General features: G+C 69.6%; 22 protein-coding genes and 1 tRNA gene. 18 read left to right on the top strand and 5 right to left on the bottom strand.

Going from position 1 to position 22,598, the window contains the following annotated elements; genetic code table 11:
* Positions 1-299: 299 nt before the first annotated feature.
* A complete protein-coding gene (locus HF576_RS17105; RefSeq protein ID WP_168914043.1) occupies positions 300-2,657 on the top strand; it encodes an Rne/Rng family ribonuclease in 2,358 nt (785 codons plus the stop codon).
* A gap of 27 nt (positions 2,658-2,684) precedes the next feature.
* Here HF576_RS17105 and HF576_RS17100 read toward each other — a convergent pair whose 3' ends face one another.
* A complete protein-coding gene (locus tag HF576_RS17100; RefSeq protein ID WP_168914042.1) occupies positions 2,685-2,957 on the bottom strand; it encodes a DUF4031 domain-containing protein in 273 nt (90 codons plus the stop codon).
* Between the two features lie 116 nt (positions 2,958-3,073).
* Between HF576_RS17100 and HF576_RS17095 the strand changes: the two genes are divergently transcribed.
* The 15 genes from HF576_RS17095 to HF576_RS17030 all read left to right on the top strand — a co-directional run bounded on the left by HF576_RS17095 (position 3,074) and on the right by HF576_RS17030 (position 15,092).
* The gene (locus tag HF576_RS17095; protein WP_168914041.1) at positions 3,074-3,577 is read left to right on the top strand and encodes a hypothetical protein; all 504 of its coding nucleotides are present in this window, start codon (positions 3,074-3,076) and stop codon (positions 3,575-3,577) included.
* Positions 3,578-3,786: 209 nt separating this feature from the next.
* Entirely contained in the window at positions 3,787-4,377 is a 591-nt protein-coding gene (locus HF576_RS17090; RefSeq protein WP_168914040.1) for a hypothetical protein, read from the top strand.
* A 146-nt stretch (positions 4,378-4,523) separates the two neighbouring features.
* Entirely contained in the window at positions 4,524-4,832 is a 309-nt protein-coding gene (gene rplU / locus HF576_RS17085) for a 50S ribosomal protein L21 (RefSeq protein WP_168914039.1), read from the top strand.
* Between the two features lie 19 nt (positions 4,833-4,851).
* On the top strand, positions 4,852-5,109 hold the full coding sequence (rpmA, locus tag HF576_RS17080; RefSeq protein WP_168914038.1) for a 50S ribosomal protein L27: 258 nt from the start codon (positions 4,852-4,854) through the stop codon (positions 5,107-5,109).
* Between the two features lie 93 nt (positions 5,110-5,202).
* Positions 5,203-6,711, top strand: a complete 1,509-nt coding sequence (obgE, locus tag HF576_RS17075) for a GTPase ObgE (protein WP_168914037.1) — start codon at positions 5,203-5,205, stop codon at positions 6,709-6,711.
* On the top strand, positions 6,708-7,547 hold the full coding sequence (gene proB, locus HF576_RS17070; protein WP_168914036.1) for a glutamate 5-kinase: 840 nt from the start codon (positions 6,708-6,710) through the stop codon (positions 7,545-7,547). Before obgE ends, proB begins: the two co-directional genes overlap by 4 nt.
* 91 nt (positions 7,548-7,638) lie before the next feature.
* On the top strand, positions 7,639-7,863 hold the full coding sequence (locus HF576_RS17065) for a hypothetical protein (RefSeq protein WP_168914035.1): 225 nt from the start codon (positions 7,639-7,641) through the stop codon (positions 7,861-7,863).
* A gap of 9 nt (positions 7,864-7,872) precedes the next feature.
* Positions 7,873-8,469, top strand: a complete 597-nt coding sequence (gene nadD / locus HF576_RS17060) for a nicotinate-nucleotide adenylyltransferase (RefSeq protein ID WP_168914034.1) — start codon at positions 7,873-7,875, stop codon at positions 8,467-8,469.
* The gene (locus tag HF576_RS17055) at positions 8,466-9,761 is read left to right on the top strand and encodes a hypothetical protein (RefSeq protein WP_205835388.1); all 1,296 of its coding nucleotides are present in this window, start codon (positions 8,466-8,468) and stop codon (positions 9,759-9,761) included. The genes nadD and HF576_RS17055 overlap by 4 nt, the downstream gene beginning before the upstream one ends.
* Positions 9,761-10,141: a ribosome silencing factor gene (gene rsfS / locus HF576_RS17050; RefSeq protein ID WP_168914033.1), complete on the top strand. Its 381-nt coding sequence runs from the start codon at positions 9,761-9,763 to the stop codon at positions 10,139-10,141. The genes HF576_RS17055 and rsfS overlap by 1 nt, the downstream gene beginning before the upstream one ends.
* Before the next feature lie 71 nt (positions 10,142-10,212).
* Positions 10,213-10,285 (top strand) — tRNA-Ala (locus HF576_RS17045).
* 97 nt (positions 10,286-10,382) lie between these two features.
* The gene (locus HF576_RS20455; RefSeq protein ID WP_240949007.1) at positions 10,383-10,859 is read left to right on the top strand and encodes a VOC family protein; all 477 of its coding nucleotides are present in this window, start codon (positions 10,383-10,385) and stop codon (positions 10,857-10,859) included.
* Positions 10,860-10,870: 11 nt separating this feature from the next.
* Positions 10,871-12,016, top strand: coding sequence for a PQQ-dependent sugar dehydrogenase (locus HF576_RS17040; RefSeq protein WP_343234329.1), 1,146 nt, complete (start codon positions 10,871-10,873; stop codon positions 12,014-12,016).
* 155 nt (positions 12,017-12,171) lie between these two features.
* Positions 12,172-13,851 (top strand): acyl-CoA dehydrogenase family protein, encoded by a 1,680-nt coding sequence (locus tag HF576_RS17035; RefSeq protein ID WP_168914031.1) that lies wholly within the window; start codon positions 12,172-12,174, stop codon positions 13,849-13,851.
* A gap of 38 nt (positions 13,852-13,889) precedes the next feature.
* Entirely contained in the window at positions 13,890-15,092 is a 1,203-nt protein-coding gene (locus tag HF576_RS17030; RefSeq protein WP_168914030.1) for a glycoside hydrolase family 3 N-terminal domain-containing protein, read from the top strand.
* Between the two features lie 5 nt (positions 15,093-15,097).
* Here the strand turns inward: HF576_RS17030 and HF576_RS17025 are convergent, their stop codons facing one another.
* From HF576_RS17025 to HF576_RS17010, 4 genes are read right to left on the bottom strand one after another with little or no spacing between them, the layout of a single operon-like run.
* Positions 15,098-15,967, bottom strand: a complete 870-nt coding sequence (locus HF576_RS17025; protein ID WP_425523022.1) for a 3-methyladenine DNA glycosylase — start codon at positions 15,965-15,967, stop codon at positions 15,098-15,100.
* 40 nt (positions 15,968-16,007) lie between these two features.
* Positions 16,008-16,721: an SOS response-associated peptidase gene (locus tag HF576_RS17020; RefSeq protein ID WP_168914029.1), complete on the bottom strand. Its 714-nt coding sequence runs from the start codon at positions 16,719-16,721 to the stop codon at positions 16,008-16,010.
* Between the two features lie 28 nt (positions 16,722-16,749).
* The gene (locus HF576_RS17015) at positions 16,750-17,799 is read right to left on the bottom strand and encodes an App1 family protein phosphatidate phosphatase (RefSeq protein ID WP_168914028.1); all 1,050 of its coding nucleotides are present in this window, start codon (positions 17,797-17,799) and stop codon (positions 16,750-16,752) included.
* Positions 17,800-17,803: 4 nt separating this feature from the next.
* Entirely contained in the window at positions 17,804-18,493 is a 690-nt protein-coding gene (locus HF576_RS17010) for a VTT domain-containing protein (protein ID WP_168914027.1), read from the bottom strand.
* Between the two features lie 41 nt (positions 18,494-18,534).
* On the opposite strand from HF576_RS17010, the gene pabB reads away from it, so the two are divergent.
* Positions 18,535-19,848 (top strand): aminodeoxychorismate synthase component I, encoded by a 1,314-nt coding sequence (gene pabB / locus HF576_RS17005; RefSeq protein WP_168914026.1) that lies wholly within the window; start codon positions 18,535-18,537, stop codon positions 19,846-19,848.
* A 71-nt stretch (positions 19,849-19,919) separates the two neighbouring features.
* Complete coding sequence (gene leuS / locus HF576_RS17000) at positions 19,920-22,517, top strand: leucine--tRNA ligase (protein ID WP_168914025.1); 2,598 nt, start codon at positions 19,920-19,922, stop codon at positions 22,515-22,517.
* Positions 22,518-22,598: the final 81 nt, after the last annotated feature.

Raw genomic sequence — 22,598 nt, 5'->3', positions numbered from 1 at the left:
GGACGGATGCCGCGCCGGCAGGCCGCGGGGCGCGACACGTCGGGGCTCGGACAGACCCGGCGTGCCGCGAATGGGCAATCCGGCGGGGGAAGTGCGATAATGGGGCTCGATGACACGCGGCCGCGCCGCGATGGGCATCACCGAAGACTTCAGGGCGATGGACGCCCGTGGCAGCGAGAACATCCGCCGAGAGCAGGATTCCGCTGCAGACCGAGTGAGTTCGCGGCACCGCAGGTGCGGCGCCGCACGAGATTTCGCCGGGCGGCGCGCGGTGCCGCCCCGCAGGGAGTGCGCCAGTGATGGCAGATGGAAATGATTCAGACCTCAACCCTCAGATCGACTCGGATGCTCCGCTGACACCGGAGCAGCTGGAATCGCCGCAGACGGGGCCGTCGGACGAGCAGGAGGCACCGGCTCAAGAGTCAGAGTCTCCCGCCGAGATGTCCGAGGCACCCGAGGCTGCCGTCGAAGCGGATCAGGAGCCTTCGGAGGCGCTGTCCGCTGAGACGGAGCAGGAGCCTTCCGCTGAGCCGGAGCAGGATCACACGGCCGAGGCCGCGGAGACTGCACAGACGGAGCAGGATGCTGCGGCCGCGCCGGCGCAGGAGGAGACCGACCCGTCGAAGCCGCCGACCGCGGTGAGCCTGGGACTGCTCCCCGAGGAGTTCGTGTCCGCGGTGTCGACGCAGCTCGTCTTCTACGCCCCCGAGATCGCGCCCCTTCCCGCGCTGCCGGGCCGGGCCGCCGAGCCCGAGGCCGAGCCCGCGCCGTCCGGTGGCTCACGCCGTCGCAACCGTCGCCGCGGCGGAGACGCCAAGGACGAGGCATCCGGAACCGCCGAAGAAGCCCACCCGCGCAAGCGCGCCGTCGAGCTCATCACCGAGCCGCAGCGCATCAAGGGCTCCACGCGTCTCGAGGCCAAGAAGCAGCGTCGTCGTGACGGCCGCGAGGCCGGACGCCGGCGAGCCGTCGTCACCGAGGCGGAGTTCCTCGCACGCCGCGAGGCCGTCGATCGCGTCATGATCGTCCGTTCGCGCAACGGACGCATCCAGATCGCGGTGCAGGAGGACAACGTGCTCGTCGAGCACTACGTCGCCCGCAACCAAGACGCGTCCCTCATCGGCAACGTCTACCTCGGGCGCGTGCAGAACGTGCTCCCGAGCATGGAGGCCGCCTTCGTCGACATCGGTCGCGGCCGCAACGCCGTCCTGTACTCCGGCGAGGTCGACTGGGATGCCGTCGAGACCGGCAACCAGCCGCGCCGCATCGAGCTCGCGCTCAAGACCGGCGACAAGGTGCTCGTGCAGGTCACGAAGGATCCCGTCGGGCACAAGGGCGCCCGGCTGACCAGCCAGATCTCGCTGCCGGGCCGCTACCTCGTGTACGTGCCGGGCGGAGCGATGAACGGCATCTCGCGCAAGCTGCCCGACACCGAGCGCGCGCGTCTGAAGAAGATCCTCAAGGAGGTGCTGCCGGAGTCTTCCGGCGTCATCGTCCGCACCGCAGCCGAGGGCGCCACCGAGGATCAGCTCACCCGCGATGTGCAGCGGCTCACGAATCAGTGGGAGCACATCAGCAAGCAGATCGAGTCGATTCAGGCACCCGCGCTGCTGCACTCCGAGCCCGACCTGCTGGTCAAGATCGTTCGGGACGTCTTCAACGAGGACTTCTCGAAGATGCTCATCCAGGGCGACGACGCGCACCACACGATCACGAAGTACCTCGAGTCGGTCGCACCCGACCTGCTCGATCGCGTCGAGCGCTACGAGGGCGACCAGGATCCGTTCGACGAGTTCCGGGTCACCGAGCAGATCGAGAAGGCGCTGGACCGCAAGGTCTGGCTGCCGTCCGGCGGCTCGCTCGTGATCGACCGCACCGAGGCGATGACGGTCGTCGACGTCAACACCGGCAAGTTCGTCGGGTCAGGCGGCAACCTCGAAGAGACGGTCACGAAGAACAACCTCGAGGCCGCCGAAGAGATCGTCCGTCAGCTGCGGCTCCGCGACATCGGCGGCATCATCGTCGTGGACTTCATCGACATGGTGCTCGAATCCAACCGCGACCTCGTGCTGCGACGGCTCGTGGAGTGCCTCAGCCGCGACCGCACCAAGCATCAGGTGGCCGAGGTCACGTCGCTCGGGCTCGTGCAGATGACCCGCAAGAAGCTGGGGCTCGGCCTGCTCGAGACCTTCAGCGAGCCGTGCGAGGTCTGCGCCGGCCGTGGCGTGATCGTGCACCACGACCCCGTGGTCAAGCACCGCCCGACGGGTGGCGGCGGAAGCTCGTCGTCCGGACGGCGCAGCCGTGGCGGCTCGACCCCGCCCGCAGGCGGCTCGAACGGCACCCATGTGATCACGGAGGGCGTGAAGTCGGCGCTCGCCCAGATCGCGGCATCCACCATCCATCACGGCGAGGAGGCGGCAGCGCCCGCGGCTCCCGAGGTCGAGGAGCCCGTGGTGGAGCGTCCCAAGAAGGTGCGGAAGAAGCGCTCGGATGCCGGGACCAAGGCTCCGAAGACCGAGAAGGACCTGCTCCTCGATTCGGTGCTCAACGCGCTGCCCGAGCCCAAGGCTCCCGGGCAGGGACGAGCCCGCCGTCGCGTCACGACGGCCGCACTGACCGGGACTCCCGTCTCGCACGCACCCGCCGAGGACTGAACCCGCTCGTGAAGGAGCGTCGTGGACTCAGCGTCCGCGACGCTCCTTCGCTGTGACGCGCAGTCCCGATGCGATCAGACGGCGGACCAGCTCATGGCCGCTGACGTGCTGCGCCCCCGCGGCGACCAGCCGGGCGTGGGCGTCCTCGGGGACGTCGTAGTGGTCCAGGTCGAATCCCCGCCCCGGAATTCCGTTCGCAGCCGCGAAGGCGTGCAGCTCGGCCAGGTCGGAGTCGCTCACCAGATGCGCCCAGAGCCGGCCGTGAGCCGGCCAGCGCGGGTCGTCGATGAGGATCGCCACGTGCAGATCCTATGCACCAGAGGTGCCGCCAAGGGCGATGGGCCGCCTGTGGAAAACTCCGCGGGTGTGCCGGCGACCCCGGATAGCGTGGACGGGTGAACGTGCGAGCTCTCGCGGTGTCGACGGCCCTGGCGGCGTCGATGGTCCTCCTGACCGGATGCCTCGGCTCGCCGCCCGAGCCGACCCCGACGCCGCCCGCCGTCTTCGCGAGCGAGGCCGAGGCGTTCGCCGCCGCCGAGGAGACGTACCGCGCCTACATCGACGCGGTGAACGCTCGCCGTGACGACCTTGCTTCAGAGCCCGATCCCCAGTCGTTCCTGATCGGCGAGGCCCTCGAGGCGGACCTCAAGTCGCTTCGCGAGTTTGAAGAACTTGGCATTCAGATCGAGGGTGACACCGAAATCGTTGCGATCGAGCCGATTTCTGCGGATGTGAAGACGGGCGCTACTCTCCTCGAGACTTGCTACGACGTTTCCAACGCTCGCATCATCAACGATGCCGGGGAGGATGTGACCGTCGCCGATCGCGACCCACGACTGCTCCTGAGTGTGCGTTTCGCGTACGTCGATGATGGACTCGCGATCCAAGAAATGGCCGCCGTTGATGGTGGCGCATGTTGAAGCCATTTGCTCTGGCACTCGTGCTGCTTGCGGGGCCTGCGCAGGGCCCTCTCGTTGTGGGTCAGGCGGCATGTTCGGAAGCGCAATCGGTCGCGGGCTTGTGTGGAAGGGCCACCAGTAGCGGCGAGTCGGTCGAGGTCAGCGCGGAGGAGATCTACGGCGGTGACTCCGGTAGCAGCAACGCCGAAGCTTCGGGCGAGCACGTTCCGGTGCCGACCATGCCGCTCGAGCCGACGAATCCGAGGCCGTGCGACACCCCGGACGGGTGGTGCGAGCGCCCTGAAGCGCCCGCCGAACCCGTGGAGGCGGGCTTCCCCGATGTCACCCTCGCGGACCTGGTGTCGTTCCGGCCCGCCACGCCAGAGCTGACCGGTGAGCCTGCTGGGTTCGGGGTGGTCGGGATGCCCGCCAACTTCGTCGCCGCGGCATCCGAGCAGGTGATCCCCGGAGTGCTGCTCGGCTATCCCGTGACGGTGCGCTTCACCCCCACGGCGTTCGTCTTCTCCTACGGCGACGGGACGTCGGCGCGCAGCCCGAGCGGGGGAGTGACGTGGGAGCGCGCGGGCGTCGGGCAGTTCACTCCGACCGACACCAGTCACGCCTACCGGGAGCGCGGGACATACTTGTCCGGCGTGACGGTGGAGTACGCGGCGTCGGTCGACTTCGGCACGGGCTGGCGTGCCGTCGACGGCGTCGTGACCGCGGCATCCACCGCGTATCCTGTCGAGGTCGTCGAGGTGCGTACGGCCCTCGTCGACCGCACGTGCGATGAGGATCCGGCCGGTCCCGGGTGCGGCTGACGCTCCAGGCTCGCACTGCCCGGCGCGCTTTCGCGGAGTGATCCGGCATCTGGTAAAGTAGACCCTTGGTGCGTCGACATTTCCGCACCAAGTCTTTCCTGACGTCCTGAGCGCGTGCGCGTGCTCCCAGAAGAAATAGGTGTGAAGTGGTTTACGCAGTTGTGCGCGCCGGCGGCCGGCAGGAGAAGGTCGAGGTCGGCACGATCGTCGTTCTCGACCGTCAGGCCGCGAAGATCGGCGACAAGATCGAGCTTCCCGCGGTGCTCCTCGTCGATGGCGACGCCGTCACGACCGACGCCGACAAGCTCGCGAAGGTCACCGTGACCGCCGAGGTGCTCGGTGAAGAGCGTGGACCGAAGATCGTGATCCAGAAGTTCAAGAACAAGACCGGTTACAAGAAGCGCCAGGGTCACCGTCAGGACCTCACGCGCGTCAAGGTCACCGGCATCAAGTAAGCCCAGGGGAGACGTAGAGATGGCACACAAAAAGGGCGCAAGCTCCACCCGCAACGGTCGCGACTCCAACGCTCAGCGCCTGGGCGTGAAGCGCTTCGGCGGTCAGCAGGTCCTCGCAGGCGAGATCATCGTCCGTCAGCGCGGCACCCACTTCCACCCCGGCGCCAATGTCGGTCGCGGCGGCGATGACACGCTCTTCGCTCTCGCAGCGGGCGCAGTCGAGTTCGGCCAGAAGGGCGGCCGCAAGGTCGTCAACATCGTGGCGGCCGCGGAGTAATCCACGGACTCACACATTCTCGAGGAAGGGGCGGGCTTCGGCTCGCCCCTTCCGTTATTACCCTGGGCTTGACCCAGAGCTGAGGGGGACCGCATGGTCACGTTCGTCGATCGGGTGACGCTGCACCTGAGTGCCGGCAAGGGCGGCAACGGCTGCGTGTCGGTGAAGCGCGAGAAGTTCAAGCCGCTCGCCGGTCCGGACGGCGGCAACGGCGGCCACGGCGGCGACATCGTGCTCGTCGCCGACCCCCAGGTGACCACGCTGCTGTCCTACCACCACTCGCCCCACCGCTCCGGCGGCAACGGCGGGTTCGGCATGGGCGATCACCGCTCCGGCGCACACGGAGAGTCTCTCGAGCTGCCCGTCCCGGTCGGGACCGTCGTGAAGGACGCCTCCGGCGAGACCCTCGTCGACATGATCGAGCCCGGCATGCGGTTCGTGGTCGCCCCGGGCGGCCTCGGTGGCCTCGGCAACGCCGCGCTGTCCAACCCCAAGCGCAAGGCGCCCGGCTTCGCGCTCCTGGGCACGCCGGGCTGGGAGGGGGACGTCCTCCTCGAGCTGAAGACCGTGGCCGATGTCGCGCTGGTCGGCTTCCCGTCCGCGGGCAAGTCCAGCCTCATCGCCGCGGTGTCGGCCGCACGGCCCAAGATCGCCGATTACCCCTTCACGACGCTGCACCCGAACCTCGGTGTCGTGCAGGCAGGCGACGTGCGCTACACCGTCGCCGATGTGCCCGGCCTCATCGAAGGCGCGAGCGAGGGTAGGGGCCTCGGCCTGGAGTTCCTTCGCCACGTCGAGCGCTGCACCGCGCTCGTGCACGTCCTGGACTGCGCAACCCTCGACCCTGGTCGTGACCCGCTCTCGGACCTCGAGGTCATTCTCGCCGAGCTCGCCGCGTACCCCGTGCCCGAGGGGCAGATCCCGCTGCTCGAGCGACCGCAGCTCGTGGCGCTGAACAAGGTCGACGTCCCGGAGGCGAAGGATCTCGCCGATCTGGTACGTCCCGAGCTCGAGGCGCGCGGCTTCCGCGTGTTCGAGATCTCGACGGTGAGTCACGAGGGACTGCGCCAGCTGACGTTCGCACTCGGCGACATCGTCGCGGCCCACCGCATCGAGCAGGCCAAGACTCCCGCCCCCGAGCGCGTCGTCATCCGCCCCAAGGGCTCGCAGAAGGAGTTCTGGGTGCGCGTGGAGGGCGGCACCTATGGCAACATCTACCGGATCCTCGGCGAGAAGCCGCTCCGCTGGGTGCAGCAGACCGACTTCCAGAACGAGGAGGCCGTCGGCTACCTCGCGGATCGCCTGGAGAAGCTCGGCGTCGAGGACGAGCTGTTCCGCTCCGGTGCGACGCCCGGAGCCACCGTGGTCATCGGCGAGGGCGACGGCATCGTGTTCGACTGGGAGCCTTCGGTGCGGTCCACCGCAGAACTGGCCACTGCGCCTCGTGGCACCGACCCTCGCCTGCTGCAGAACGGCCGGCGGACGACGTCGGAGCGGCGCGAGCGCTATCACGACATGATGGACGCCAAGGCTCAGGCGCGTGCCGAGCTCGAGGCGGAGCGGCTGGCATCGGCGGAGCGGAGCGCGGAGGGCGACGAGTGAGGCCGCTGGAACGGGACGGGATCCCCGCCGCACGTCGTGTCGTCGTGAAGGTGGGGTCGTCCTCGATCAGCGGCGACAACGCCCACAAGATCGGCCCGCTCGTGGACGCGTTGGCGGCAGCGCACGGCCGCGGCACCGAGGTCGTGCTGGTGTCGTCGGGCGCCATCGCGACCGGGATGCCGTATCTCCTGCTCGATGAGCGCCCGAGCGACCTCGCGACCCAGCAGGCCGCTGCCGCCGTCGGCCAGAACGTTCTGATCTACCGCTATCAGGAGGCTCTGCGGCCGTTCCGCATCGTGGCAGGACAGGTGCTGCTGACCGCCGGCGACCTCGAGAACCCCACCCACCGCTCCAACGCGCGGCGCGCGATGGAGCGACTGCTCGGACTTCGCATCCTGCCGATCGTCAACGAGAACGACACGGTCGCCACGCACGAGATCCGCTTCGGCGACAACGATCGTCTGGCGGCGATGGTCGCGCAGCTGATCGGCGCCGACGCGCTGGTGCTCCTGAGCGACATCGAGTGCCTGTACACGCGGCCTCCCGGTGAGCCCGGAGCGGAGCCGATTCCGCGCGTGGCGTACGGCGCCGATCTGCACGACTTCGAGTTCGGCTCCGTCGTGGTCAACAGCGTCGGCACCGGGGGAGCGGCGACCAAGGTCTCGGCGGCGCGGCTGGCCGCCGCATCCGGAATCGGAGTGCTCGTCACGAGCGCCGATCTGGTGGGCGCGGCCCTCTCGGGTCATGAGATCGGCACGTGGTTCCAGCCGAATCCCGAGCCCACGGCGCCCGCTGCCACCGGTCCCGTCCGCACGACCGCCGATAGGCTGGGTTGACGACGATCCGCGCTTCGTCGGCATTGTGGTCGTGTGAGGCATAAACTGGATCAGTCCCGCGCCTGCTGAGGCGAATCCGAACGGAGCACGAATGACACTCGCCACGATCATCGCCCTGGCCGCCGAGGAAACCGAGCACCACGGCAACGTCGCACTCGAGACGGTCGGCTACGGGATCGTGGCGATCCTCGTGTTCGCAGGACTGGCCCTGGTCACACTGTCGTACCGGAACGTGGCCAATCGCCACGCGCACAAGGCCGAGGCCTACGCCCGCGCCCACGCGAACGACGTGCAGCGATCGGGGCACGGCCACTAGGCCGACTGCATGTCGGTGACGGGTGCCCCGAGGATCGGGGTCATGGGTGGGACGTTCGATCCCATCCATCACGGTCACCTCGTCGCTGCGAGCGAAGTGGCGCAGTGGTTCGACCTCGACGAGGTCGTCTTCGTGCCCACCGGCAAGCCCTGGCAGAAGGAACAGGTGTCGCCGAGCGAGCACCGGTACCTGATGACGGTGATCGCCACGGCATCCAATCCCCGGTTCACCGTCAGTCGCGTGGATATCGACCGTACGGGACCCACCTACACCATCGACACGCTGCGGGATCTGAAGGCGCTGCGCCCGGATGCGGAGCTGTTCTTCATCACCGGGGCCGACGCCATAGCGCAAATTCTCAGTTGGAGGGACCATGATGAGTTGTGGGACCTCGCCCACTTCGTCGCGGTGTCCCGACCGGGGCACGTGCTGAACACCGATGGATTGCCCAGCGACGACGTCAGCCAGCTCGAGATTCCCGCCCTCGCCATCTCGTCGACGGACTGCCGCGATCGCGTGAGTCGGGGGCACCCGGTGTGGTACCTCGTTCCCGACGGGGTCGTCCAATACATTGCGAAGCATCACCTCTACCGGAGCAAGGAATGAGTACACCCGAGCAGCCGGCAACGCCACCCCTGACGCGCAAGCAGATGCGCGAGATCCGCAACACCGGTTCGAATCCGGTGATCCCACCTGGGTCGACGCCGGAGCCCACGCCCGCCGCGGAGACCCCCGCGCCGGCGCCGGAACCGCCGGCCCCCGAAGCGCCCGCGCCCGCGCCGGTCGATGCCGCTCCCGTCGCGGCCATCCCGCTCGCGCGCCCGGCGACCCCGGCGGTCGTGCCGCCGGCGCCGGTGGCCGACTCGGCTGTCGATCTCGGCGTCTCGCCGCTCACGCGTCGGCAGGCGCGACAGCAGGAGCGCATCCGAACGGCATCCGTGCCCGTCATCACTCCCGAGGTCGTGGCCGCCCACGCCGGCGGCCCGGCCGCATCCGTGCCGTCGTTCGCGTTCCCCGCTGCAGCGGATCGTCCCGTCGAGGATGCGCGTTCCGCCCTCTTCGCCGAGCCCGACGTCTCCGAGCAGGATCACGCTACGGCCTCTGAAGAAGCCGATGCCGAGCGCGACGGCTCAGAGCCGGTGAGCAGCGACAGCGGACTTCATTCCCTCTTCGGCTTCTCTGGGTCTCAGCCTGAGCCGCAGCGTGCGCCGGTGGCCGCCGCGTTCCCGTGGGCGCAACAGGAAGCCGGCGATGCCCACGCACCGTCAGAGCCGGAGACCGACGCCGTTGCCGATGGGGCGAGCGCCCCCGAGGCCTCGCCATTCGGAGACCTGCCCTTCGCTCCCGCTGAGGACGCCGCCCGCGCCGCGCAGGACGAAGAGGACGAGCGCGCCCGCGCCGTGGTCAATCCGCTCTTCGGCGCCGGGCTCCTCGGTACGCCGTCCGCTGCCGAGCCCGTCGCGGATCTGCCGCCGTCGTTCGATCAGCTGCTCTCGCGCACGACAGGGTCGATCTCGATCCCGAACGCGCTCATCGTGTCGCAGGCGCCCGAGGTGTCTCCGCTCGTCGCACCGGTGACCGCGACCGGCGAGGTCCTCGTGACCGGAACCTTCAACCTTCCCGAGGGCCTCGGCTCGACGGGCCATGCCAAGGGCACGGCTGACGGCAAGGAGATCGACGCCACGCTCGTCGACGGCGAGCTGCCCTCGCACTCATCACCCACCCCGATCGCCGCCAGTTCCGCGGTGAGCACGGTCAAAACCCCGGGCGAAGTCATCAAGCCGCCGGTGCCCGAGAAGGGCAACCGCCTGATGATGTCGCTCGCGATCACGGCGGGCGTCCTGGCGCTCGCTCTCGTGGGCGTGCTCATCCTCGCCTTCGTGACAGGAGTCTTCTGATGACGGCGAGCACACAGTCACACGACATGCTTCAGATCGCGGCGGCAGCCGCGGACGCGAAGGGCGGCGAGGATCTCGTCGCCCTCGACGTGTCGGCGCCGCTGCCGCTCGTGGACATCTTCCTGCTGGTGACGGGTCGCAGCGAACGCAACGTCGCCGCGATCGCGGACGAGATCGAAGACAAGCTGCTCGAGGCCGGCCACAAGCGGCTCCGGCGCGAGGGGCGTCAGGAATCGCGCTGGGTGCTCATCGACTTCGGCGACCTGGTCGTGCACGTCTTCCACGAGCAGGAGCGGGTGTATTACGGCCTCGAACGGCTGTGGAAGGACTGCCCGATCGTGCCGATCAATCTGCCCGCATCGGCGGCCACAGAGGACTGACCCTGGTTCGGAGCACGCTCGCAGATGTTGTAAGCTAGACGAGTTGTCCCGCACCGGTCGGGGCGGCATCCGGGCCTGTGGCGCAGCTGGTAGCGCACCTGCATGGCATGCAGGGGGTCAGGGGTTCGAGTCCCCTCAGGTCCACCGAAGCAGACGCCCCGCTCCCGCGGGGCGTTTCTTTTTGCTCGAGCCGACGGGCCCGGCCATTGCGTGGACGGATGCCGTGAGACAGGGTGAATCCATGACCTCCGTCATCCCGTTCCTGTGGTTCGACGATGCTGCCGAGGAGGCGGTTACGTTCTACACCGGTCTCATCCCGGATTCCGAGATCGTGTCGATCGGCCGATACCCGGACGAAGTCCCCGGCCTCGGCGGCAAGGTCACGCACGTCCACTTCCGGCTCGCCGGGCGGGACTATCACGCGATGGATGCCGGACCGCAGTTCCCCTTCACCGAGGCCATCTCACTCTACGTGTCGTGCGCCGATCAGGCCGAGGTCGACCGCTACTGGGACGCCCTCACCGCTGACGGAGGCGAGGAGCAGCCGTGCGGCTGGCTCAAGGACAGATGGGGACTGTCATGGCAGATCATCCCCGACCGCCTCGTCGAGCTGATCCGGCATCCCGATCCCGGCATCTCCCACCGCGCGGTCCAGGCGATGCTGGGCATGCGCCGGATCGACATCGCAGCTCTCGAAGCGGCTGCCGCCGCGCAGTGACCCGTCACCGTGTGACGAACCGTCGCGACCGCGCTGCGCTGACGGTCGTCATCGGCGTCGTGCTGGCTGCCGCATCCGGGTGCTCCGCGGCAACGCCGTCGCCCGTGCCGCCTTCCGGGGCCGCGACCGTCTCAGCGACGCCGACCGCCACGCCCGCGACCCAGTGGTGGCGGGCGACCGACGAGGTCTCGACGCTGGCCACCGGGCTCACCGCGCCGTGGTCGGTCGTGCCGCTCCCGTCCGGTGGCGCGCTGATCTCGCAGCGCGACGACGGGATGATCCTCGAACTCCAGGCGGACGGCACACTCCGAGACGTGGGCGCCGTCGCCGGAGTCGTCTCGGGCGGCGAGTCCGGTCTGCACGGCCTCGCCTTGACGGAGCGCGACGGAGAGGTGCTGCTGTACGCGTACTTCGGGGCGCAGGACGACAATCGCGTGGTCCGGATGCCGCTCGTCGGCGAGCCCGGATCGCTGACGCTCGGAGACCCGGAGGAGATCCTCACCGGCATCCCGCGAGCCAGCACCCACAACGGCGGCAGGATCGCGTTCGGCCCCGACGGGTACCTGTACGTCACGACCGGGGACGCCCAGCTTCGGGACGCAGCGCAGGATCCCGGCGCGCTCGGCGGCAAGATCCTCCGCGTCACCGGGGACGGTGATCCGGCTCCGGGCAATCCGTGGGACAACGCGGCCTACTCGATCGGTCATCGCAATGTTCAAGGCCTCGCATGGACGAGCGATGGGACGCTATGGGCGAGCGAGTTCGGCCAGAACACGTGGGATGAGCTGAACCGCATCGAGGCGGGCGGCAACTACGGCTGGCCGCTGGTCGAAGGCGAGGGCGGACAGGCGGAGTTCATCGACCCCGTCGCCGTGTGGACCACCAGTGAGGCGAGCCCGAGCGGCATCGCGGCGCGCGACGGCACCGTGTTCATCGCCGGACTGCGGGGCGAGCGGCTCTGGGCGGTGGATACCGGAGGGGGAGCGGCCGCGTCAGACCCTGTGGCAGCGCTGGCGGGTCAGCAGGGCCGGCTGCGGGACGTGGTCATCGCGCCGGACGGATCGCTGTGGATCCTGACCAGCAACACCGACGGGCGCGGAAGCCCCCGATCTGAGGACGACCTGCTGCTGCGCGTCGAGCTCGCCCCGGCTGGATGAAGGCCCGGCCGGTCCGACACGGGGCACGTCGCAGTGATCCCGCGGCGGCGCCGGCGCTACGGTGAGACCGTGAGCTCTCAGCCGCGATGCCCGCACCCCCGTCAATTCCTCTCCCTCGACTCGCTGACGTGCGAGGGTCGCGAAGGGGAGCCCGCATGACGGCGTTCTCGCGCGGCCAGCGCGTCATCGGCGCGGCGACCCACCACGTCGAGAATCAACCGCCGTGGCGCGTCGATGTCGACGAGTTCGCGCTCAACGCGCCGCTGGTCGCTGCTGTCGACGCCTTCGGCGCCGGCTGGGCGACGGCGGCGCTCGGCGAGGCGGGAGCGGTCGTCGGCTCTGCGGGGTTCCAGCGTGACGCACAGCTCGCGAACGTCCACACCCCGGTCGCCCACTCGCATGATCGTTGGGGGTACCGCCTGGACGAGGTCGAATACGACCCGTCCTACCACCGTGTGATCTCCGAAGCGGTCGCACGCGGTGCCCACACCTCCGCGTGGGCGGAGCCGCGACCGGGCGCGCACACCGCGCGCGCCGCGATGTTCATGCTGTTCGCCCAGGTCGAGCCGGGGCATGCCTGCCCCGTCTCGATGACACACGCTGCGGTCGCCTCGATCAAGGACTCTCCCTGGATCGCCGACGAGTGGCTGCCGAAGATGTACTCGAGGGAGTACGAGCCGCGGCTGCTTCCCAACGAAGACAAGCGCAGCGCCCTGATCGGCATGGCGATGACCGAGAAGCAGGGCGGGTCGGATGTGCGGGCCGGCACCACGCTCGGCACGTCGATGGGCGGTCACGCCTACCAGCTGACCGGACACAAGTGGTTCTGCTCCGCGCCGATGTCGGACGGATTCCTCGTGCTCGCGCAGACACGGCGCGGATCGACCGACGAAGGGCTCTCGTGCCTGTTCGTGCCCCGCACGCTGCCGCACGGCATGCGCAACGTGTTCCGCATCCAGCGCCTCAAGGACAAGCTGGGCAACCGAGCGAACGCGTCGGCCGAGGTCGAGTTCGACGGGACGGTCGGCCTCGTCGTGGGCGAGCCCGGCCGGGGGGTGCGAACCATCATCGAGATGGTGCAGCGGACGCGCCTGGACTGCGTGCTGGGAACCGCGGCAGGCATGCGGCAGTCGATCGCCGAGGCACTGTGGCATGCCCGGGGCCGGGAGGCGTTCGGCGCGCTGCTGGTGGACCTTCCCGCCATGACGGCCGTGCTTGCGGATCTCGCGCTCGAATACGAAGCAGCGATGCTCACCGGCTTGCGGCTGGCGCAGCTGTTCGAGGCCGAAGCATCCGATCGCGACGTCGCGCTGCGCCGGCTGGCGACTCCGGTATCGAAGTACTGGGTGTGCAAACGGGGCCCGCATCACGCCTATGAGGCGCTCGAATGCCTGGGCGGCAACGGCTACACCGAGTCCTTCCCGCTTGCCCGCCGGTACCGCGAACAACCCGTGATGGCGATCTGGGAGGGCTCGGGCAACGTGATCGCGCTCGACGTGTTGCGCGCGCTCACGCGCGATACGGACTCCGGTGACGCCTTCGCCGACGAGCTCGCGTCGACCCGGGGTCTCTCGTCTGTGCTCGACGCGCATGCCGCCCGGTCTCTCGCCCTGTTGTCGCGGCTCGCACGTGCAGACGCCGCCGAAGCGCAGTCCCAGGCGCGACGGCTGAGTGAAGACCTCGCCCTCGCGTTCCAGGCATCCCTCATGCTCCGCCATGCACCCTCGCGCGACGCCGACACCTTCATCCGCGCGCGCCTGGGAGAGGATCGCGGTTCGCAGTATGGCGTGCTTCCCGCCGGGACGGATGCCGCCGCCATCGTCGCCCGGCACTGAGCACAGGGCGGCACCCGGCCGAGATCTAGGCTGGGCTCGTGAGAATCGCACGGCGCGTCACCGTCACAGCGGTCGCTGCGGCGATCGCCGTGACGGCGTTCGCGCCACCGGTTGCCGCGTCGCAGGACGAGCCTGACGTCGCTCCGGCGCCGGCGGTGAGAGTCGAGCCGGCGTCCGCGGACGACACTGCCCGCGCCGCGCAGACGGCCGTCGCCGTCATGTCGACCAGGCAACGGGCCGCGTCGGTCGTGATGGGCCACATCCCGACCACGGACCCCGCGGCGTTGCGGGCGTACATGCAGACGAGCGGCATCGGCGGATTCATCCTCATGGGGGCGAACATCCCCGCCGACGAGTCGGCACTGAGGGCCCTCACCGCGGCGCTCACCGTCGATCCGGCATTCCCGCCCGTGATCGCCATCGATCAGGAGGGCGGGGATGTCTCCCGCCTGCCGTGGGACGACTTCCCGGCGGCGCGAACGCTCAAAGATGCGCCGCCCGCCGCCGCGGAGGACGCGTTCGCCGCGCGAGGCGCGCTCGTGCGGCGTGCCGGGATCGGCGTCAACTTCGGCATCGTGGCAGATGAGACCGACGATTCCTCATCGTTCATCTACCGCCGGGCGCTGGGGACCACGCCCGAGTCCGCGGCCGAGCGGGTGACGGCTGCCGTCCAGGGCGAGGCGCCGTCGGCGCTCTCGACCCTGAAGCACTTCCCCGGTCACGGCGCCGCTCCCGGGGACTCCCACTCGACGATCCCGTCGACCGCGATGCCGCGGGAGGAATGGCGGGCGTCGGACGGCGTGCCCTTCGTCGCCGGTGTGGACGCGGGAGCCCCGCTGCTGATGTTCGGTCACCTGGTGTACTCGTCGGTCGACTCTGCGCCGGCGAGCCTGTCACCGGAGTGGCACCGCATCGCGCGGGACGAACTCGGCTTCGACGGCGTGATCGTGACCGACGATCTCGGCATGCTGCAGGCGTCGGGCATGCCGCAGTACGCCGATCCCGTCGCCAACGCCGTCACGGCATTGGCGACGGGCAACGACCTGGTGCTCACCGTCGTCTTCTCGGCGCCCGACACCGCGAGCCGTACCGTCGACGGGATCGTCGCGGCCGTCGAGTCGGGTGCTCTCCCCGCCGAGCGCCTGCAGCAGGCGGCCGAGCACGTGGCCGCCCTGCGTCTGACGCTCGCGGCCGAGGGGCGCGGCCTCATCCCCTGCACGGAGTGCGCGCCGGCCGGCTGACCGGGTCAGTCCGCGATGATGGCGAGCAGACGGCGACGAAGCCGCTGTCCGCGCTCGGCGAAGCCGCGCTGCTCTCGCACGTACTCAGCCTTGCCCTCCGGGGTCTCGATGGGCACCGGGTCGTACCCGATGCTGCGCAGATCGTAGGGCGAGGCACGCATATCGAGCTCGCGGATCTCGCGCGCCAGCGCGAACGCGTCCAGCAGCACCTCACCGGGCACGAGGGGACCGAGCTTGACCGCCCACTTGTAGAGATCCATCCCGGCGTGCAGGCATCCGGACTGCTCCGTCTCGGACTGGCGGTCGCGCGCCAGCGCCTCGCGATTGCGGGGCACGGCTTCCGGGGTGAAGAACCGGAAGGCGTCGAAGTGGGTGCACCGCAGCTCGTGCGCCTCGACGACGGCGTCCGTGGCTGCCGCGCCGAGGCGAAGGGGAACCGGATGCCGGTGCTCCCGCCCCCGGTAGACCATTGCCCACTCGTGCAGACCGAAGCATCCGAAGCCCGGTGCACGATCGGCCGTCGCGCGCAGGATCGTCGCGATGTTCGCGATCAGGTGGCCCCGTTCGGCACGGAACGCGGCGCCGTCCACGACGACAGAGCCCGTGGCCAGTCCTGGCCGGTACCACTTCCACGTGGCGCGGGGTGTGCCGGCGGCATCCGTCAGTTCCGTGTCCTCGCCAGGATGCCAGCGGCGCAGCACCGACGGCTTGTACGAGTAGTACGTGAACAGGAAATCCTCGACCGGATGCGTCTCGCCTCGCCCGGCCCGCTCACGGTGAGCGGCGGTGAGGGCGTCGGCCCGGCGCTCATGCGCACGTTCGCGGGCTCGCCACTCGGCGGCGCCCAGCGCCGGCACGCCAGCAGGAGCAGCGATCGTCACCGTTCGAGGATACGCGCGACGCTGGAGCGGCGACTCAGTCCTCGACAGGCTCGATGAGCTCGGGGGAGTTGTTGCGGACATTGCCGACGGCTTTGGACACCTCGTGGTCCTCCAGCGTGTCGGCCAGCGCCGGAGCGGCGTCGATCGCGGCGTCGAGGACGTCCCTCACGTTGTCGGTCGTGGGGTCCAGCCATGCGTCGGCGTGGTCGGGATCGAGGAAGAGGGGCATCCGATCGTGGATGGAGCCGAGGTTGCCGATCGAGTCCCGCGTGAGGATCGTGAAGCTCAGCAGCCAGCGCTCCGGGTCGTCGTCGGCCTTCGTCTTGTCGCGCCACCATTCGTACAACCCCGCCAGGAACAGCGGCTGCCCCGCGGCGGGATGGATGTAGTGGGGTGTCTTGACGCCGTCGACGGTCTTCCATTCGTAGTACCCCGACGCGGGCACGACCGCGCGCCGCTTCTCGAGGGCGGTGCGGAACATCGGCTTGTCTTCGAGCTCCTCGGCGCGGGCGTTGAACGCGCGCGCGCCGATCTTCGTGTCCTTCGCCCACGCGGGCACGAGGCCCCAGCGTGCCGCCTCCAGTCGCCGCGTCGGGGGCTCCGTCTTGGCCGAATCGATCACGATCGCGGCGCGATAGGTCGGCGCGATGTTGTAGGACGGCTCGGGGAGATCATCGGCCTCGACATCTACCCGGAGCACACCGACAAGTTCCGAGCCGGCATTGGCCACGACGAAGCGTCCGCACATGCCGCCAGCCTACGCCGGGCCCCCGACGTCAGCGGGGCGAATCGGCGCTCACGACGCCGGCCTCTTCGAGCCTCTCGAGGAGGCCGGCGCCGTCGTTGTCGCTCACCCACGGCACTTCCGCCGCCGCATGGTCGTTGACCGCCGTGCGACCGCCGGCGAGGACCGCCTCGGCGGGGGAGAGGCGGCGGATCGCGACCGCGACGACGTTGTGCGGATTCTCGTCCGTGAAGGTCGTGTAGATCTCGTCGTCATGCTGTCCGTCGTCGCCGATCAGGAGCCACCGGACGTTCGGGAACTCCTGTGCGAGGCGACGAAGATTGGACAGCTTGTGGTCCTTGCCGCTGCGGAACCAGCGGTCGTGTGTCGGTCCCCAGTCCGTGAGAAGCAGGGCACCCGGCGGGAAGACGTGCCGCCTGAGGAACCGCATCAGGGTGGGGGCGATGTTCCACGCCCCGGTCGACAGGTAGATCAGCGGTGATCCCGGATGGTCGCGCACGACGCGCTCCATCAGGACCGCCATGCCGGGTACGGGCTGGCGCGCGTGCTCATCGACGACGAACGAGTTCCACGCGGCGAGCAGCGGTCGCGGCAGGGCGGTCACCATGACCGTGTCGTCCACGTCCGAGACGACCCCGAAGCGGATGTCGGGACCGACGACGAACGCGCGCGTCTCGACCGGCTCGCCGCCCTCGACGGACAGCGTGAACGTCTGCCAGCCCGGCTCGAGCTGAGCGGGCAGGCGCGTGTCGATGACCCCGCCCCGGTCGGCCACGACGACGTGCTCGGTCCCGCCGATGGTCACGGTCACCTGCGCGTAGCCGATGGGAACCGCGACGAAGCTGCGCCAGCCGCGGACGCTCGCGAACTCACCGGACTCCGTCTGCTTGACGGGTGGCACGATCATGACCCGCCCGAGGACCCGCACCCAGTCCGGCCCGGCGTAGCACGGGAACGGGGTGACGGTCGGCTTCTGACCGCGGCGACGCGCCCGGCGCTCACGCCACGCATGGAACCGGTACTCGAGGCGTGCGAGCCACAGCACCTTCGCGCGGGTGGGCGCGGCAGTGTTCTCGGGCATCCCCTCAGTCTTCCACGTCCGTCAGTCGCGCTTCGCCCTGCGGCTCGTCCCGTCCGTCGTGCTCCAGGTGCTTGCGTTCGGCGCGCTCGATGACCTTCTTGCTGACGAACACCAGCACGAGGAAGACCACGATGATCGCCACGAAGATGTAGCCGGCGTAGTGCAGCTGGTCGGCGAGTTCCCGATACGTGCCCGCGGCCAGCGAGGCGACCGAGATGTACAGCGTGGCCCACACGACGCACGCCGGGACGGTCCAGGCGAGGAAGCGGCGGTAGGGATAGCCGCTCATCCCCACGGTCAGCGGCACGAGCGAATGCAGGACCGGCAGGAACCGCGAGAGGAAGATCGCCGGTCCGCCCCTGCGGCGCAGATAGCGCTCCGAGCGCTCCCAGTTCTGCTCGCCGATCCGCCGTCCCAGGCGGGAATGCTGGATCCGCGGGCCCAGGAATCGGCCCAGCCAGAACCCGATGCTCTCGCCGAGGAGCGCGCCGACCACCACTGCGAGCCCGAGCAGGACGCCTTCCAGCGGCGAGGCGACGGCCGTCGCCGCGACGATCACGACGGTGTCTCCGGGAATCACGAGACCGACGAGGACACTGGTCTCGAGCATCATGGCGAGACCGGCCAGCAAAGTCCTGATCACGGGGTCGACGCTCTGGACGGCATCGAGCAGCCACGTGAGGAACTCGTTCACGCCACGAGCCTAGAGGGCCCGCCGCCCTTTAGCCTGAGAACATGTCGGAGCCCCTCGTCGCCCTCGCCGTCGAGCGATGGGTGGATCCGGCGGCCGCCTTCGCGGGCCGTTTCGCGGCCGAGGAGCATGTGTTCTGGCTGGATGCGGGACCCGGTGCCCGGGACGGCTGGAGCTGGATCGGATCGGGATCGCCGGACGATCCCGCCGCGGTGCGGAAGACCGTGTGCGGCGGGCCGGATGAGGTCGCCCGGTCGGGGCGCTTCCCGGGCGGCTGGGTGGGCTGGGTCGGCTACGATGAGGCCGCCGCGCGAGCCGGTGCCCCGGCATCCCGGGATTCCGGACCGGTTCCCCACGAGCTGTGGCTGCGAACCGAGACGATGCTCGGGTTCGACCACGCCCGTCGCCGGGTGTGGGCTTTCGCGTCGGCGGCAGCCGCACCGCGACTGGCTGCCGAAGTCGCGACCCTCGACTCGTCCCTCGCGCCGGAAGCGGCCGCGCCGCCGCGGCGCGTCGCGTCGGCGCGCCATCGACCCGATGAGTACGCGGAACTGATCGAGCGATGCCGCGAGTCCATTCGCGAGGGCGACGCCTATCAGCTGTGCCTGACGACGCGGTTCGCGGTCGAGGCATCCGTGGACCCCATCGAGGCGTACGCGCGGTTGCGCGAGGCGACGCCGGCGCACCACGGCGGCTTCATCCGCTCCGGCGAGATCGCACTGCTCAGCGCGAGCCCCGAGCGGTTCCTCGAGGTCGGCGCGGACGGTGCCTCCGGCATCGTGCGCACCCGTCCGATCAAGGGGACGCGCCCTCGTGGCGCGGACCCGGCGGCGGACGCGGCCCTCGTCGCCGAGCTCACGGCGAGCGAGAAGGAACGCGCCGAGAACATCATGATCGTCGACCTCATGCGCAACGACCTGTCGCAGGTGTGCGAGGCGGGCTCGGTCGGCGTCGACGGTCTGCTGCAGGTCGAGTCGTATGCGGCGGTGCACCAGCTGGTGAGCACCGTCTCGGGGCGTCTCGTGCCCGGCACGACCCTGGACGACCTGCTCGCCGCGGCGTTCCCCGCCGGGAGCATGACCGGCGCCCCGAAGCTCTCGGCCATGTCGATCCTGCACCGACTCGAGCGCGGTCCTCGCGGCGTGTTCGCCGGGTGCTTCGGGTGGATCGGCGACGACGGAGCCCTCGACCTCGCGATGGTGATCCGGTCCATCGTGGTGGAGCCCGGCCGCGCGTATGTCGGCGCCGGCGGAGGCATCACGTGGAGGTCGGATGCCGCGGCCGAGGTCGCCGAGGTGGGCATCAAGGCGCGCGGGCCTCTGGCCGCTCTCGGCGCCGAACTGCCCTCCGGCTGGTGAGCGCGTCATTCCGCTAACCTGGAGGTTGCGCTGTGCGCGCCCCCCGGCATCCCACGATTGGTTCTTCCCCCGTGAGTCAGACCCCCGACACTTCTGTGCCCTCCGACGGCAGCTCGCCCGCGGAGGGCGGCTACGAGGCCTTCGCGATCCAGGAGAAGTGGCAGGCTCGCTGGGCCGAGGCGGACCCCTTCCGCGCCGGTGGCCAGGACGACACCCGGCCGCGCAAGTACGTGCTCGGCATGTTCCCCTATCCGTCGGGCGACCTGCACATGGGCCACGCCGAGAGCTACGCCTACGTCGACGTCGTGGCGCGTTTCTGGCGCCATCGGGGCTACAACGTGCTGAACCCCATCGGATGGGACTCGTTCGGGCTCCCCGCTGAGAACGCGGCGATCCAGCGCGGCGCCGACCCGCGCGAGTGGACCTACGCCAACATCGAGCAGCACAAGAAGAGCTTCCGCCAGTACGGCTCGTCATACGACTGGAGCCGGATCCTCCACACCAGCGACCCCGAGTACTACCGCTGGAACCAGTGGCTGTTCCAGCGTCTGTTCGAGCGCGGCCTCGCCTATCGCAAGGAGAGCCCGGTCAACTGGTGCCCCAACGACCAGACGGTGCTCGCCAACGAGCAGGTCGTCGACGGCCACTGCGAGCGGTGCGGCGCCGAAGTGGTCAAGAAGAAGCTCACGCAGTGGTACTTCAAGATCACCGACTACGCCGACCGACTGCTCGACGACCTCAACCAGCTCGAGGGCTTCTGGCCGCAGAAGGTCATCCGCATGCAGCGGAACTGGATCGGCCGCTCGGTCGGAGCAGACATCGACTTCGAGATCGAGGGTCGCGACGAGAAGGTCACGGTGTTCTCCACGCGGCCCGACACGCTGCACGGTGCGACGTTCATGGTCGTCGCGCCCGACAGCGACCTCGCGGCCGAGCTCGCTGCCGGCTCGTCCGCTGAAGTGCGGATGCGGTTCCAGGACTACCTCGAGCGGGTCCAGCGTGAGACCGACATCGAGCGTCAGAGCACCGACCGGCCGAAGACCGGCGTCTTCCTCGACCGCTTCGCGATCAACCCGATCAACGGAGAGCGGCTGCCGATCTGGGCGGCGGACTACGTCCTGGCCGATTACGGCCACGGCGCGGTCATGGCCGTTCCCGCGCACGACCAGCGCGACCTCGACTTCGCACGCGCGTTCGACCTGCCGGTCAAGGTGGTCGTCGATACGACTGCGCCCATCACCGGGGCGATCCCGGTGATCGAGCTCGACGACGAAGGCGTGCCGATCGACCCCGGCGCCGGCGACTCCCTGTCGGACCTGGATCCTGCCAGGACCGGCGTCGCCCTGACGGGCGACGGCCGGCTGATCAACTCCGCGTCGCTGGACGGACTGTCCAAGCGGAACGCGATCGCACGCATCATCGAGGAGCTGACCGCGGCGGGCACCGGCCGCGCCGCGAAGTCGTACCGGCTGCGTGACTGGCTCATCTCGCGCCAGCGCTTCTGGGGCACGCCGATTCCGATGATCCACACCCAGGACGGCCGCATCGTGCCCGTGCCGGAGGAGCAGCTGCCGCTGGAGCTGCCGGACGCCCGCGGGCTGGATCTCGCGCCCAAGGGCACGTCGCCGCTGGGCGGCGCCCGCGAGTGGATGCAGACCGTCGACCCCGAGACGGGCGAGCCGGCGCTGCGCGACCCCGACACGATGGACACGTTCGTCGACAGCTCGTGGTATTTCCTGCGCTTCCTCGCCGCGAACGACCCGACGCAGGCGTTCCCCTCGCGCGAGGCCGACCGGTGGGCGCCCGTCGACTCCTACATCGGCGGCGTGGAGCACGCGATCCTGCACCTGCTGTACGCGCGGTTCATCACCAAGGTGCTCTTCGACATGGGGCTGATCGACTTCACCGAGCCGTTCTCGAGCCTCATCAACCAGGGCATGGTGCTCCTCGGCGGCAGCAAGATGTCGAAGTCGAAGGGCAACCTCGTCGAGTTCGCCGCGAGCATGGTCGACCCGGGCGCCGACGCGTCTCGCGTCGCGATCGTCTTCGCCGGACCGGTCGAGGACGACATCAACTGGGAGGACGTCTCGACCACCGGGGCTCAGAAGTTCCTCGCGCGTGCCTGGCGGGTCGCCAAGGACGTCACGAGCGCCCCCGACGTGGTGTGGGCGGAAGGCGATGCGTCGCTGCGCCGCATCACCCATCGTCTCCTGGCGGATGCTCCGGGCCTGGTCGAGCAGACGAAGTTCAACGTCGTCGTGGCCCGGCTGATGGAGCTCGTCAACGCGACGCGCAAGGCGATCGACACCGGCGCAGGCCCGGCGGATCCTGCGGTGCGCGAGGCCGCCGAGGCCACGGCCATGATCCTGGACCTGTTCGCGCCCCACACCGCGGAGGAGATGTGGGAGATCCTGGGCTATGAGGGCTTCGTCGGCGTGGTCCCGTGGCGCAACCCCGACCCGACGCTGCTGGTCGAAGAGAGCGTCACGGCTGTGGTCCAGATCGACGGCAAGGTGCGGGCGACCCTGACGGTACCGGCACGAATCGACGCGACCGAGCTCGAGAAGCTCGCGCGCGCGGACGAGCGAGTGACCCGCTCGCTCGCTGGTCGCGAGATCACTCGAGCCGTGGTGAGGCCCCCCAAGGTCGTGAGCTTCAGCACGCACTGAGCCTCCTCCCCAGGCGCACGCTGCGGCCAGGTCTGCACAGATGACTCAGGTCGCGCTCGGCCGTCCGTGGAGGATGCCTAG

This window comes from Microbacterium salsuginis (genome assembly GCF_012524205.1).
GTDB classification, from domain to species: Bacteria; Actinomycetota; Actinomycetes; order Actinomycetales; family Microbacteriaceae; genus Microbacterium; species Microbacterium salsuginis.
This window is presented reverse-complemented; position numbering and strand designations above follow the sequence as displayed.